Annotated in this window: 13 protein-coding genes; 9 read left to right on the top strand and 4 right to left on the bottom strand. The window is 70.2% G+C overall.

The annotated features are described in order from the left end of the window. Positions 1-167 precede the first annotated feature (167 nt). The 4 genes from ACFOSH_RS07620 (at position 168) to ACFOSH_RS07635 (ending at position 3,790) form a co-directional block, all read left to right on the top strand. The gene (locus ACFOSH_RS07620; RefSeq protein WP_378237992.1) at positions 168-953 is read left to right on the top strand and encodes an electron transfer flavoprotein subunit beta/FixA family protein; all 786 of its coding nucleotides are present in this window, start codon (positions 168-170) and stop codon (positions 951-953) included. A gap of 25 nt (positions 954-978) precedes the next feature. After that, positions 979-1,938 carry an electron transfer flavoprotein subunit alpha/FixB family protein gene (locus tag ACFOSH_RS07625; RefSeq protein ID WP_378237993.1) on the top strand — a complete coding sequence of 320 codons (960 nt, stop codon included), beginning with the start codon at positions 979-981 and terminating at the stop codon, positions 1,936-1,938. A 176-nt stretch (positions 1,939-2,114) separates the two neighbouring features. Continuing rightward, positions 2,115-2,897 carry a GNAT family N-acetyltransferase gene (locus tag ACFOSH_RS07630; protein ID WP_378237994.1) on the top strand — a complete coding sequence of 261 codons (783 nt, stop codon included), beginning with the start codon at positions 2,115-2,117 and terminating at the stop codon, positions 2,895-2,897. Beyond that, the gene (locus ACFOSH_RS07635) at positions 2,894-3,790 is read left to right on the top strand and encodes a lysophospholipid acyltransferase family protein (RefSeq protein WP_378237995.1); all 897 of its coding nucleotides are present in this window, start codon (positions 2,894-2,896) and stop codon (positions 3,788-3,790) included. Before ACFOSH_RS07630 ends, ACFOSH_RS07635 begins: the two co-directional genes overlap by 4 nt. Before the next feature lie 74 nt (positions 3,791-3,864). On the opposite strand, the gene ACFOSH_RS07640 is transcribed toward ACFOSH_RS07635, so the two are convergent. Then, on the bottom strand, positions 3,865-4,755 hold the full coding sequence (locus ACFOSH_RS07640; RefSeq protein WP_378237996.1) for an NADP-dependent oxidoreductase: 891 nt from the start codon (positions 4,753-4,755) through the stop codon (positions 3,865-3,867). A 134-nt stretch (positions 4,756-4,889) separates the two neighbouring features. Here ACFOSH_RS07640 and ACFOSH_RS07645 point away from each other — a divergent pair, with 134 nt between their 5' ends. The 4 genes from ACFOSH_RS07645 to mnmA all read left to right on the top strand — a co-directional run bounded on the left by ACFOSH_RS07645 (position 4,890) and on the right by mnmA (position 10,101). Next, entirely contained in the window at positions 4,890-6,164 is a 1,275-nt protein-coding gene (locus ACFOSH_RS07645) for a helix-turn-helix transcriptional regulator (RefSeq protein ID WP_378237997.1), read from the top strand. Positions 6,165-6,370: 206 nt separating this feature from the next. Next, positions 6,371-7,750 carry an MFS transporter gene (locus ACFOSH_RS07650; RefSeq protein WP_378237998.1) on the top strand — a complete coding sequence of 460 codons (1,380 nt, stop codon included), beginning with the start codon at positions 6,371-6,373 and terminating at the stop codon, positions 7,748-7,750. Positions 7,751-7,798: 48 nt separating this feature from the next. Beyond that, positions 7,799-8,995, top strand: coding sequence for a cysteine desulfurase family protein (locus ACFOSH_RS07655; RefSeq protein ID WP_378237999.1), 1,197 nt, complete (start codon positions 7,799-7,801; stop codon positions 8,993-8,995). Between the two features lie 5 nt (positions 8,996-9,000). Next, complete coding sequence (mnmA, locus tag ACFOSH_RS07660; protein WP_378238000.1) at positions 9,001-10,101, top strand: tRNA 2-thiouridine(34) synthase MnmA; 1,101 nt, start codon at positions 9,001-9,003, stop codon at positions 10,099-10,101. Between the two features lie 131 nt (positions 10,102-10,232). Here the strand turns inward: mnmA and ACFOSH_RS07665 are convergent, their stop codons facing one another. The 3 genes from ACFOSH_RS07665 to ACFOSH_RS07675 all read right to left on the bottom strand — a co-directional run bounded on the left by ACFOSH_RS07665 (position 10,233) and on the right by ACFOSH_RS07675 (position 12,627). Further along, positions 10,233-10,676 carry a GNAT family N-acetyltransferase gene (locus tag ACFOSH_RS07665; RefSeq protein WP_378238001.1) on the bottom strand — a complete coding sequence of 148 codons (444 nt, stop codon included), beginning with the start codon at positions 10,674-10,676 and terminating at the stop codon, positions 10,233-10,235. Further along, entirely contained in the window at positions 10,673-11,710 is a 1,038-nt protein-coding gene (locus ACFOSH_RS07670; protein WP_378238002.1) for an MBL fold metallo-hydrolase, read from the bottom strand. Before ACFOSH_RS07670 ends, ACFOSH_RS07665 begins: the two co-directional genes overlap by 4 nt. Before the next feature lie 107 nt (positions 11,711-11,817). Next, positions 11,818-12,627, bottom strand: coding sequence for a phospholipid scramblase-related protein (locus ACFOSH_RS07675; protein ID WP_378238003.1), 810 nt, complete (start codon positions 12,625-12,627; stop codon positions 11,818-11,820). A 120-nt stretch (positions 12,628-12,747) separates the two neighbouring features. Between ACFOSH_RS07675 and ACFOSH_RS07680 the strand changes: the two genes are divergently transcribed. Further along, positions 12,748-13,785, top strand: coding sequence for a methionine synthase (locus tag ACFOSH_RS07680; protein WP_378238004.1), 1,038 nt, complete (start codon positions 12,748-12,750; stop codon positions 13,783-13,785). The last annotated feature ends 10 nt before the right edge of the window (positions 13,786-13,795 follow it).

The following is a 13,795-nucleotide window of genomic DNA, read 5'->3' on the forward strand; positions in this document are numbered from 1 at the left end:
CTCACTTCCGGGTGAAATACCTGGACGATGGTCCCATTAAAACGTGCATCCAGGTGAATGAGGTCACCTCGGCGGGCCGCGGCGCCGAAATGGCCCTAATCTACCGGCCAGTAGAGCTGTTGCCCCGTGGCCGACGCCGGCCACTAACGGGAGGTCGAAGTAGACCCATGACGAACATCGTTGTCCTGGTCAAGCAGGTACCGGACACCTACTCGGAGCGGAAGCTCTCCGGTGCCGACAACACTCTTGATCGCGAATCCGCCGACGCCGTGCTCGACGAGATCAACGAGAAGGCCGTCGAAGAAGCCCTGAAGATCAAGGAAGCCGGAGAGGGCGAGGTCACCGTCGTCTCGGTGGGTCCCGACCGCGCGACCGACGCGATCCGCAAGGCGCTGTCCATGGGTGCCGACAAGGCCATCCACGTCTCCGACGAGGCGCTTCACGGCTCCGACGCGATCGCCACCGCCAAGGTGCTGGCCGCCGCGATCTCGAAGGTCGAAGGCTTCGACCTGGTCATCACCGGTAACGAGGCCTCCGACGGCCGCGGTGGCGCCGTGCCGGCGATCATCGCCGAGCTGCTCGGCCTGCCGCAGCTGACCCACGTGAACGAGCTGACCGTCGACGGCACCTCGATCAAGGCCGACCGCTACACCGAGGACGGCGTCACGCACCTCGAAGCGAATCTGCCCGCGGTGGTGAGCGTCGGCGAGAAGATCAACGAGCCGCGCTACCCCTCCTTCAAGGGCATCATGGCCGCGAAGAAGAAGCCGGTCGAGACGCTGACTGTCGCGGACCTGGGCCTCGACGCCGGAGAGGTCGGCCTCGGCAACGCCTGGTCGTCCGTGCTCGAAGCCTCCCCGAAGCCGCCGCGCACCGCCGGTGAGCGCGTCGAGGACGAGGGTGACGGCGGCAGCAAGGTGGCCGCCTACCTGGTCGCGCAGAAGCTCATCTGAGACAGGTTCGAGGAGGAATAGGGAAATGGCTGAAGTACTCGTCCTCGTCGACCACGTCGACGGTGAAGTCAAGAAGGTCACGCTCGAGCTGCTGACCGCCGCTCGTGAACTGGGTGAGCCGTCCGCGGTCGTCGTCGGCCCGACCGGCACCGCCGCCAAGGCGAAGGAAGCCCTCGCCGCGCACGGCGCCGCGAAGGTGTACGTCGCCGAGGGCGACAACGCCACCGGTTTCCTGGTCACCCCGAAGGTGGACGTCCTCGCCGCGCTGGCGGAGCGGACCTCCCCGGCCGCCGTGCTCGTCGCGGCCAGCGCCGAGGGCAAGGAGGTGTCCGCCCGTGTCGCGGTCCGCCTCGGCTCCGGCCTGCTGTACGACGCCGTCGGCGTGAACAGCGACGGCAGTGTCGACCAGTCCATCTTCGGTGGCGCGTTCTCCGTCAAGTCCAAGGCCACCAAGGGTGTCCCGGTCATCTCGGTCCGCCCCGGCGCGGTCGAGGCGACCCAGGCCGACGGTGCCGCCGCCGAGGAGACCGTCGAGGTCCCCGCCGGTGACCCGGCGAAGTCCGCCAAGATCACCGGTGTCGAGCCGATCGTCGGCGGTGACCGGCCGGAGCTGACCGAGGCCTCGGTCGTCGTCTCCGGTGGCCGCGGTGTCGGCTCGGCCGACAAGTTCGACGTCGTCGAGACGCTGGCCGACTCGCTCGGCGCGGCCGTCGGTGCTTCCCGCGCCGCCGTCGACTCGGGCTACTACCCGGCGCAGTTCCAGGTCGGCCAGACCGGTAAGACGGTCTCGCCGCAGCTGTACATCGCGCTGGGCATCTCCGGCGCGATCCAGCACCGGGCGGGCATGCAGACCTCGAAGACCATCATCGCGGTCAACAAGGACGCCGAGGCGCCGATCTTCGAGATCGCCGACTTCGGTGTGGTGGGCGACCTGTTCAACGTCGCGCCGCAGCTGACCGAAGCGGTCAAGCAGCGCAAGGGCTGAGTCCCGCATTTCGCGAAAGGGACCGCCGGGATTATTTCCCCGGCGGTCCCTTTTCTGTGACCCGGAAGTGATCTTCCACCCTGAGAGAAGCCTGAGAACCCGCAATTAACTGAACGTGCACTAATCGGCCATCGGGCGCATTGTCGTTGGTACCCCTCCAGGGGTAGACCTTGGTTATGACGACGTCACAGCTCCTCGTCAGTACTGACCAGGCAGGTGTCGAACTCCCGGCCGACGCGCCGCGTTACTCCCTTCTCGTCGCCAACGGAAACGAAGAAGTCGTTGCCGCGCAACGCCTTCGTCATCAGGTGTTCGCCGAGGAAATGGGAGCGACGCTCAATTCGCTCGAACCCGGCCTCGATGTCGACTACTTCGACGAGTTCTGCGATCACCTCGTGGTGCGGGACGACAACACCGGCGAGATCGTGGGCACGTACCGGATGCTGCCGCCCGATCGGGCCGTGCGAGCGGGAAAGCTGTACTCCGACAGCGAATTCGACCTCACGGCGCTCGACGCACTGCGTCCTTCGCTGGTCGAGACGGGCCGCTCCTGCGTGCACCCCGACCACCGCAGCGGCGCCGTGGTGAGCCTCGTCTGGGCGGGGATCGGGCGCTACATGCTGCTGGCCGGGCACCGGTACCTCGCCGGTTGCGCGTCCGTGCCGCTGACCGACGGCGGGGGATACGCGGCGGGCGTCTGGGATGTCCTGCGCGCGAAGCACTACGCGGATGAATCCCTTCGGGTGACGCCGCTGAACCCGTGGCGCACCGAAGGCGTCGAGCGGCCCGCCCGCGCCGTCCTCCCGCCGCTCATCAAGGGCTACACACGCCTGGGCGCGAAAACCTACGGCCCGCCCGCGCTGGACGAGGATTTCGGTGTCGCGGACTTCTTCGTCCTGCTGGATCTGCACAACGTCGACGAGCGGTATCTCAAGTTCTTCCTGGGAGAGCAGGGATGACCCACGCCTGGATGCCGAAGTCGCCGTGTGGCGACGGCTGCCTGACCGAAGGGGTGCCGACGGTGGCGTTCCCCCGTCGTGTCCTGCGGTTCACCGCGGCGATCGGCGTCATCCTCGGCGCTTTCGTGGCCGCGCCGCTGGTGCTCGTGCTGCGCGGCATGCCCCGGGAACGGTTGGTGCGCCTGCTGTTCTCGGGGATCCTTCGCTCGTTCGGGGTACAGCTGCGGGTGCTCGGTGACGAGCGTTTCCGCGCCGTGCCCGGCCGTGGCGCGCTCGTGGTGAACAACCACATCTCGTGGCTGGACATCATCGCGGTCAACGCCGTCCAGCCGATGCGGGCGCTCGCCAAGAAGGAGGTCGGCACCTGGCCGGTGCTCGGCCTGCTGGTGCGTCGCGGCGGCAGCATCTTCCTCGACCGGGAGAACCTGCGGAGTCTGCCCGCGACGATGGGCGAACTCGCCGACGCGATGCGCGGCGGATCACTCGTCAGTGTGACGCCGGAGGGCACCACCTGGTGCGGTCTGGGTTCGGGCCGGTTCCGCCCGGCGAGCTTCCAGGCCGCGATCGACGGCGGTGTCCCGGTGCGGCCGCTCGCGCTGCGCTTCCGGCTCGCCGACGGGCGGGAGACGACGCAGCCCGCGTTCATCGGGCCGGAGTCGCTCATCGCCTCGCTGCGGCGGGTGGCGGCCCTGCGTGGTCTGGTGCTGGAGGTGCACGTGTGCCCGGAGATCGCGCCGGGCCGAGCTTCGGACCGGCGGGAACTGGCCGCGCTGGCGGAATCCGCGGTGCAGGCGGCACTCGGACGGGTCCAGATCCCGGCTCAGCGTCGCCGCCGCCGTCCGATCTCCGCTCCGGTCGCTCCTCCCGCCCCCGCCCGGACTCCGGCGGCCTGAAGGGGACTTTCCCCGCATGGGACGTGGTGAAAGCGTCCTTCACCGCGTCCCATGCGGGCATGGTTCCCTTCAGCTCAGCCGAAGACCAGCGTGATCTTCCCGCCCGCGTGCCCGGTCGCGCTCTCCTTGTGTGCCTCGGCGGTATCGGCGAGCGGGTAAGCGGTTCCCAGCTTGAGCTTCAGCCCCCGCGAGACGAGATCCTCCAGCACCGCGGCGGTTTGCTCCCCGCCCGCCGAGAACTTCAGCCCCTGCGCGTACGCGGACGGGTCGGCGATGGTGATCAGCCTGTCGGGTGAACCGAGCAGGTCGACGGAGTCACCCAGGACACCGAACCCGGCCGCGTCGAACACCGCGTCGACGCCGTCCGGCGCGACCGAGCGGACCCGCGCGACCCAGCCGTCGCCGTACTGGACCGGCAGCGCGCCGAGCTCCTTCACCTCGTCCAGCGACGAAGCGCCCGCCAGCCCGACGACCGTGGCGCCCAGCGCGACGGCGGCCTGCGTCGCGATCCGGCCGACCTGGCCGCTCGCCCCGTGGATCACGACCGTCTCGCCCGGCTTGACCTCGAGTTCGCCCAGCACCCGCAACGCCGTCTCGCCGACGACGGGCAGCGCGGCGGCTTCGGACCACGAAAGCCCGGCCGGTTTGCGGGTGACCGTGCTCGCCAGCGCGTACTCCGCGTAGGACCCGGTGTCGGCCCAGCCGAAGACCTCGTCCCCGACGGCGAATCCGGCGCCTTCGCCGACCGAGTCCACCACGCCCGCGAATTCGTGGCCGAGGATATGCGGGAATTCGACCGGGAAGAGCTCCGCCATGGCACCGGACCGGATCTTCCAGTCGAGAGGATTGACGCCGGCGGCCTTGACCGCGACCCGCACCTGACCCGGGCCCGGCTCCGGCGCCGGGACCTCGGCGGACCGCAGGACGCCGGTGTCGCCGTACTGGGTGATGGTGATCGCTCGCATGTTCACTCCTCGTTCGGTTTCTTCGCTGCGATCAGTCAACCGGCGCCCGGACCCCGCCCGAACCGCTCGGACGAGCAGTGTTCGCTAGCCGGGCGAGCAGCGTCGCGCACGGCGACCGCGCCTACTGTGGAGCCATGGACGAGTGGTCGGATCCGCTGTACGTGCTGAGCCAGGTCGAGCGCATGCTCGCCGCCACGCGCGCCGAACTCCTGCCGCGCTTCTCCGCGGCGGCCGCGGCCGTCCTGCCGCACCGGGCCGCCGCCATGGAGACCGGTGACTGCTCCCGCATCCCGATCAAGGTCGACGGCGATCCGGTGATCACCGGCGCGGTCACGAGCGCGGAGCTGCGGCGGCTCACCGCGCTCGGTGTCCCCGGCCAGGCGGTCGTGGCCGAAGAGATACTTGGCGGGAAGCGGCGGAAGCTCGTCATCCTGACCTCGGCGCCGGTGATCGGCAAGGGCTCGACGATCGCGCTCGTCCCCACCGAGGAGGAGCCCGCGGACCGCGCGCTGGAGATCGTCGCCCGGCTGTGGGGCATCGTCAGCGTCAGCGCCGCCCAGCGCGCCACGGATCCCGAACCCGAGATCATCGCGAGCAATCTGGCGGCCGCGACCGCGCGGGCGCAGACGATCACCGACCTGGGGCAGACCCACGCGACCACGCTGGCGTCCCTGCTCGCGGTCCTGCGCTCCCGGCAGCTCGGCGACGCCGCCGCCCGCCAGACGGCCACCGACCTCGCCGCGTCCGCGCTGGTCGAGCTGCGCTCGGTCGCCGATCGTGATCAGGAGCTCTCGGCGGAACCGGCGTCGGCGGCGTTCGACACCCTCGCCGCGCAGCTGGAACCCTTGGTACGCCACAACGACATGACCGTCGACCTCGCCGGGCCCGGCGACGACAGGCCACTCCCGCAGGACATCGCGCACACCGCGCGCACGGTCACCCGGGGCCTCGTGCTCAGCGCCCTGGAACGCGGCAGCTCCCGGGTCCGGGCTTCCTGGGCGATCGACGGTGGAGCCCTCCGGATCACCGTGCGCGACGACGGCCCGGACGTCGCCCGCGCCGTACCCGCCACCGGTCTCACCGAGCGGATCACCCCGCTCGACGGCCGCTGGGAGGTCGACGCCGTGCCCGGCTGGGGCGCCACGATCACCGCGATCCTGCCGCTGGGCGTCCCGGAAACCCCGGAGCTGCGCCCGCTGGACAGGCTGAACTCGCGTGAACTCGAAGTCCTCGCCGGGATCGCGCGCGGCAAGCGGAACCGGCAGATCGCCGAGGAACTGCAGCTGACCGAGCACACGGTGAAGTTCCACGTGCGGAAGGTGCTGGGAAAGCTGGAAGTCACGTCGCGCGGCGAGGCCGCCGTGCTGGCGCGGGAGCTGCGGCTGGCGCCCGTCAGCCAGGTGTCGTGAGTGACCACGGCGCGGCCCCTGGTCGCCTGCAGTCCGTGAAGGCCTCCTTCACTACCTTCAGGGTAGGCAAGGGGCCCTTCACAGACCGTGCCAGCGAGCAACCGCAGCCAGAACCCAGTGGGTACCTAGACACGGTTGGTTCTGACCCGAATCGCCACTCACGACCAGCTTGACCTCCACCGAACTGGAGGTAGCACGCTCGTCGTATGACGATCACTGGGGACAAGGCGAAGCCGAAGGGCGTGCTCTGGACACCGGAGCACCGTGTGACCACGGTCGGGTTGCTGCTCATGGTCACGCTCATCGCGTTCGAGAGCATGGGCGTCGCGACCGCGATGCCGACGATGGTCGCCGACCTCGACGGCCTCGCCCTGTACGCCTGGCCCTTCACCACCTTCCTGGTCGCCAGCGTCGTCGCGACCGTCCTTTCCGGACGGCTCGGCGACCGCAAGGGCCCGGCGCCCGCGCTGCTCGCCGGGACCGCGTTGTTCGCCGTCGGGCTGCTGGTCGCGGGGCTTGCCCACGACATGCCGATGCTCCTGCTCGGCCGGGCCTTGCAGGGTTTCGGCTCCGGCCTCCTGCTGGTCTCGGTGTCGCTGCTGATCGCGCTCACCTTCAGTGACCGCGAACGTCCGGTGATCTACGCCGCCAACGCCGCCGCGTGGGTGCTGCCCGCGGTGATCGGGCCGTCGATCGCGGGAGTGCTGACCGTGAGCGTCGGCTGGCGCTGGGTCTTCCTCGGGTTGATCCCGCTGACCGCCGTGGGCGTGGGGCTGCTGGTCGTCGTCACCCGGAAACTGCCCCGGCATGTGCCCGGCGAGTCCGCGCGCCGCGCCGGGGTCGTGCCCGCGGTGGTCGCCGCCCTCGGCGTCGCCGCGCTCACCTGGGCGGCGCAGCACCCGTCCCTCGCCGCGCTGGCCTACGGCGGCGCCGGACTGGCCGCGCTGGCCTACGCGCTCCGCAAACTCCTCCCCGCCGGGACGCTGACGTCGCGGCCGGGGTTGCCGACAGTGATCGCTCTGCGCGGACTGATCGCGGGCGCGTACGCCGGGATGGAGGCGTACCTGCCGCTCACGATGACCGAGGTCCACGGCTACAGCCCCGCGCTGGCCGGGCTGCCGCTGACGGTGACCGCGCTGGGCTGGTCGGCGGGTTCGATGCTGCAGGGCCGCATGCTCGACTGGTCTCGCGAAGCGTCCTTGCGGGTCGGGTTCGCGCTGGTCGCGGCCGGTCTGGCGATCTTCGTCTTCGTCCCGCTGCCCTCGTTCCCGGCCTGGATGGCGTTCGTGGCATCGGCGGTCGGCGGCTCCGGGATGGGCATCGCGATGCCCGCGATCTCGGTACTGCTGCTCCGCTACTCGCCGGAGGCCGAACGCGGGTTCAACACCTCGGCGCTGCAGCTCGGAGACTGGGTCGGATCGGCCCTGACCATCGGTTTGGGTGGTGTCCTGCTCGCTTCCCTGGCGTCGGCGAAGGAGCCTTCGGTGGCGATCTTGGTGCTTGCGGTGCTGCTGACCGGCATCGCGCTGCTCGGGGTGCGGCTGACCGGCCGGTGGCCGTCGGGTATGAGCGGGGCCACCCGCTGACCAGGGTGGGCTTGGTCACGCCCCGGAGCGGTCTACCCTGGTAAGGCGATGACCTATCTCGACCACGCGGCGACCACCCCGATGTTGCCCGAAGCCGTAGCGGCGATGTCCGAGGCGCTGTCCACAGTGGGCAACGCCTCCGCACTGCATTCCTCGGGGCGCCGGGCCCGGCGAAGTGTCGAAGAAGCCCGCGAGGTGATCGCGGAGGCGCTGGGCGCCCGGCCGTCCGAGGTGATCTTCACCGCCGGCGGCACGGAGAGCGACAACCTCGCGGTCAAGGGCATCTTCTGGGCCCGCAACGGCGAGGATCCGGAGCGCCGGCGGGTGCTGTGCAGCACCGTCGAGCACCACGCCGTCCTCGAATCCGTCGAGTGGCTGGAGCAGCACGCGGGCGCCGAGATCGTCTGGGTCGAGGCCGACCAGGCGGGCCGCGTTTCCCCGGAGTCGCTGCGCACCGCCATCGGCGACAGCCCCGAGACGGTCGCGCTGGCCACCGTGATGTGGGCGAACAACGAGGTCGGCACGGTCAACCCGATCGCCGAGCTCGCCGCCGTCTGCGCCGAACACGAGATCCCGCTGCACACCGACGCCGTCCAGGCCGTCGGCGCGGTGCCGGTCGGCTTCGCCGAGAGCGGTGCCGCCGCGCTGACCCTGACCGCGCACAAACTCGGCGGCCCGTACGGCGTCGGCGCGCTGCTACTCGGGCGCGACACCGCGTGCGTGCCGGTCTTGCACGGCGGCGGCCAGGAGCGCAGCGTGCGTTCGGGCACCCTCGACGTGCCGGCGGTGATCGCGTTCGCGACGGCGGTGAAGGCCACGGTCGAAGGCCGTGAGGAGTACGCCAAACGCGTCGCCGAACTGCGGGACGACCTGATCGAGGCCATCCGGCGCGAGGTGCCGGACGCGGTGCTCAACGGCGGCGAGGGCGAGCGCCTGCCGACGCACGCCCACTTCACCTTCCCCGGTTGCGCGGGTGACAGTCTGTTAATGCTCTTGGACGCCAAGGGCATCGAATGTTCCACTGGATCGGCGTGCACGGCGGGAGTCGCGCAGCCGAGTCACGTGCTGCTGGCCATGGGTGCCGATCCGGCGGCCGCGCGCGGGTCGCTGCGGTTCTCGTTCGGGCATACGTCGGCGCCGGAAGACGTCGAAGCGGTTTCGAGGGAGATCGCGGGCGTCGTCGACAGGGCGAGGCAGGCGGGACTAGCCGGAATGCGCAAGCAGACGCAGAAGCAAGAGGTGTGAGGAAGATGCGCGTACTGGCCGCGATGAGCGGGGGAGTGGACTCGGCGGTGGCCGCCGCCCGCGCCGTGGACGCCGGGCACGAGGTCGTCGGCGTGCACCTGGCGCTGTCGGCGAAGCCCGGCACGCTGCGCACCGGATCCCGCGGCTGCTGCACGATCGAGGACTCGGGTGACGCGCGGCGCGCGGCCGACATCCTCGGCATCCCCTTCTACATCTGGGACTTCGCCGAGCGCTTCACCGAAGAGGTCATCGAGACCTTCGTCGGCGAGTACGCGGCCGGCCGGACGCCGAACCCGTGCGTCACCTGCAACGAGAAGATCAAGTTCGAGGCGTTGCTGGACAAGGCGATGGCGCTCGGCTTCGACGCCGTCGCCACCGGGCACTACGCCCGGCTGTCCCTTGTGGACGGTGTCCCGGAGCTGCGGCGCAGCGTCGACTCGGGCAAGGACCAGTCGTACGTCCTGGCTTCGCTGACGCCTGAGCAGCTGCGGCATTCACTGTTCCCGCTGGGTGATTCGTGGAAGACCGACGTGCGCGCCGAGGCCGAGAGCCGCGGCCTGTCGGTGGCGAACAAGCCGGACAGCCACGACATCTGCTTCATCCCGGACGGGGACACGAAGAGCTTCCTGGAGAAGCGGCTCGGTCAGCGCCCGGGGCAGCTCGTCGACGCCGAGACCGGTGCCGTGCTCGGCGAGCACACCGGCGTGCACGGCTTCACCGTCGGCCAGCGCAAGGGACTCGGCATCGAGGCGCCGGCGCCGGACGGGCGGCCGCGCTACGTGCTTTCCCTGGAGCCGGTTTCGGGCACCGTGAAGGTCGGTTCCGCGCGGGACCTCGGCGTGAACGTGATCGAGGCGAACCGCCCGATCTGGCCGAGCGAGCGGCCGCTGGACGGCCCGACCGAATGCGTCGTCCAGGTGCGCGCGCACGGCGGGATCGTCGAGGCCGTCGCGGAGGTTTCGGGTGACTCGGGCGACTCGGTGACCGTCCAGCTGCGGGAGCCGCTGCGCGGGGTCGCTCCGGGGCAGGTCGTCGTGCTGTACCGCACCGACGCTGCCGAAGGCGACCTCGTGCTGGGGAGCGCGAAGATCTCAGGGACCCGCTGACGCGGCAGTGAGTGGGCGGTCCGGTGGGTCGTGAGTGGCAAGTGTCGTTCTAACCCCACTTGCCACTCACGACCACGGTCGCTGGTCGTCACACGCCACGGAGACCCGGCTTTCCGCATTCAGAGGAGAAGTCAGAACTTCAGCTTGAAGCCGGTGTGGCTCGCTTCGAAGCCGAGCCGCTCGTAGAACCGGTGCGCGTCCTCGCGTTTCACGTCCGACGTCAGCTGCACGAGCGCGCAGCCCCGCCGCCGGGACTCCGCGATCGCCCACGCCATCAGTTCCCCGCCGAGGCCGGAGCCGCGATGGCTCGCCCGCACCCGGACGGCCTCGATCTGCCCGCGCAGCGCGCCTTTCCTCGCCAGGCCGGGAATGACCGACAGCTGGAGCGTGCCGACGGCCTCTCCGGCGTCGTCGGCGACGATCAGCAGCTGTGCCGGGTCGGCGTCGATCTCCTCGAACGCCTTGAGGTACGGCGTGAGGTCGTCGGCGGAATCACGGGTGCTGCCGATCTGGTCGTCGGCGAGCATCCCGACGATCGCCGCGACGTCTTCCCGGCGGGCTTCACGGATGATCATGAGGCGTAGTGTCGCACCCCGCCGGACTCGGTCGCGGTGAGTTTTCCTTGCGCCAGCAGCAGATCCAGATGCGAACCGGTCTCGAGGACGGCGAGCATCTGGTTGAACGGGTCCATCTCGTCGAGTTTGCGCTTCCGGCGGGTCCAGCCCAGCCGCAGCGCGACCTCGTACGCCGTCGTGACGTCCGCGGTGATCTCGGCGCCCATGACCTCCAGGCGGTCGCGGTGGTGCTCCAGCAGTTCGTCCACGCGCGCGTGGACGCTGTCGGTGACGAGGCCGTGCGCGGGCAGCATGCGCCGGTCCGGCATCTCGCGCACCAGGCGCAGGGAGTCGAGGTAGTCCCGCAGCGGTAGTTCGGCGGGCACCGGCTGGAACCCGATGGACGGCGTGATGTGCGGCAGCACGTGGTCGCCGGAGAACACCAGTCCGGCCTCGTCGTCGACGAAGACGACGTGCCCGGCCGTGTGACCCGGCGTGTGCACGATGTCGAACTCGCGGCCGGGCACGATCGTGCGTTTGCCGGGGGCCAGCCATTCGTCGGGCTGCTCCCACAGATGCGCCTCGGTGTGCCGGACACCGCCGAAGGCCTTGGCGAGCACCTCGACGACGGGGGCCGCGCCACAGCGTTCCAGCAGGCCGACCTGTGCCTCCATCGGGAAGCGGTCCGGATCGCCGGAACGCACGAGCGACGGCTCTTCGAGCTTCCCGAGCCCGACCTTGCCGCCGAATTCGCGGCGCAGTTCCACGGCCATCGTGTAGTGATCGCGATGCACGTGGGTGATCAGGAATTCGTCGATGTCGCCGAGGCCCGCGCCGAGCGCCTTGAGCCCACGCGAAAGCCGCTCGCGCGCCGACTCCAGCGCCCAGCCCGAGTCGACGAGGACCAGGCGGGTGCCGTCGGTGACGACGTAGACGTTGACCGCGCGCAGCGCGTCGTGCGGCAGGGGCAGCGGGATCCGGTGGACCCCCGGCGAAACCGTGTAGACGCCTGGCTCGGCCCAGTCCCGTTCGCCGTCTTCGGGCAACGGCTCCATGGTGACCTCCGTCCCGGACGCACTCCAGTGTGCCGCCCCAGTTCCTCCACTTTGTGCCGCCGGAAGCCGAGTGTCCACTTGAGTGGGGTGAGACCCCGGTCACTCACTCAGCCCTTGTCGTCCTGCTTCAGCGCCGTGTCGATGGTCAGCGCCGAGGCGACCACCATGGAGGCCAGCGGATCCCGCAGCGGCCGGTGGATCTCGACGACGTAGTTGTCGGCGGTGGTGAACGCGGCCTTCACGAAACCGCCCCAGGTCTTGGTGATCCGCGCGATCTCGACGTCGGCGTGGTCCTTGATCACGAAGTTCCACGCCCGCCAGTTCTCCGCGAAGATCCCGCCGACCTTCTGGCCGTTGACCAGGAAGCCCAGCCGGATCTTGCCGAAGACGTTCTCCTGCACGATCTCCCCGATCGGGGAGTCGTCGGCCTTCGTCACCAGGAACCGGGATTTGAACACCTTCGCCGGTCGCGTCACCTTCAGCACGGTGCTGTGGTTCGCGTCGCGGATTTCGAAGCGGTGGGTCAGGTACTGGTCGTAATTCGTCAGCAGCCGGATGGCCTTCTTGAACGTGCTCTGCCCGACCTGGACGACGCCGCCGAGCCGGTTGCCGTTCTGGTCGAACACGCCGAACTCGTTGGACATTTCGATGAGTTTCGCGCGCTGGTTGACCACCAGTACGGGTTCGGAGAACAGGGTTCCGCCGCCGGTGACCCCACCGCCCCGGTTCTGGGTTCCCTTCGCCACCTGCGCCCGGATCTTGTCCGGGGCGTGCCCGCCTTCGATGTCCAGCTCGATCATCTCGGCGTCGTGCGAAGGCCGCGTGTCGGCCGTCCAGGCCTGTCCGTCCCACCACCGGTACATCCGGGGGTTCTGCTGGTCGGGATACCAGCCGGCGGGCTGTGGAGAGCTCGTCATGGCAGGTCAGCGTAATGCGCTCGGTGCCGTCACGGGCTCGTCGATGGCAATTGCGTCGAATGTCCGTGTCCTCCTGTGCCCCGCTGCCCCGCGCACTCGGACCAAGGGGAGAATCCGGGTGTGAACGAACGATCTTGGCCTCCGGGCGCGGCGACGGCGATCGGTTCCCTGCCCGGTACCGATCCGGTCGAGGCCGCGTCGATCGTGTTCGGCGAACTGCCCGAATTCCCCTGTCTGCCCGAACTTCCGGCGCGCGGCGTCGGGGCCGACCTGATCGGCCGGACGGCGGCGCTGCTGGTCGATCTCGCGGTCGAGGTGGTGCCGAGCGGCTATCGCGTCGCCTCCCGTCCGGGGCACGACCACCGCCGGGCCCTCGACCTGATGAGCTGGGACCTCGACGCCGTCCAGGAGGCGCGGGAGAAGGCGGGCGCCGCGCCGCCGGTGTTCAAGGCGCAGGTCGCCGGCCCCTGGACGCTCGCCGCGAACGTCGAACTCCCGCGCGGGCACCGGATCCTCACCGATCGGGGGGCGCTGCGCGATTTCTCCGCGTCGCTGCTGGACGGCCTCGCCGCCCACGTCGCGGAGCTGAAGTCGCGCGTCGGCGCGCCGGTGGTGCTCCAGTTCGACGAACCGTCGCTGCCCGCTGTCCTCGACGGCGATCTCCCGACGGCGTCCGGCTACGGCACCGTTCCCGCCGTGCCCGCGCCTGAGGCCCGCGAGCTGCTGTCGACGGTGATCTCCGGCGCGGAGCGCATCACCGGACAGCCGGTCGCGGTGCACTGCTGCGCCGGAAAACCGCCGATCTCGTTGCTGCGCGCGGCGGGAGCGAAGGCGATCGCCTTCGATTTCGCCTTGATGAGGGGCGCTTCGCCCGCGCAGCTCGACGAAATCGGCGAGGCGCTGGACTCCGGCACGACGCTGATGCTCGGGCTCGTCCCCACTGCCGACCCCGGCGTGCCGGTGGAGCTGCGTGACGTGGTCACACCCGTGCTCAAGCTCGTCGACAGGCTCGGTTTCCGCCGCGAGATCCTCGCCGAACGCGTCGTGCCGACCCCGGCGTGCGGTCTCGCGGGCGCCACCCCCGAGTGGATGCGCCGCGCGCTCACGCTCAGCAGGGAGGCCGGCAAGGCTTTCACCGAACCGCCTGAAGGCTGGTGACCGGCGCGGT

The sequence above is a fragment of the Amycolatopsis speibonae genome (assembly GCF_042647925.1).
Lineage (GTDB): Bacteria > Actinomycetota > Actinomycetes > Mycobacteriales > Pseudonocardiaceae > Amycolatopsis > Amycolatopsis speibonae.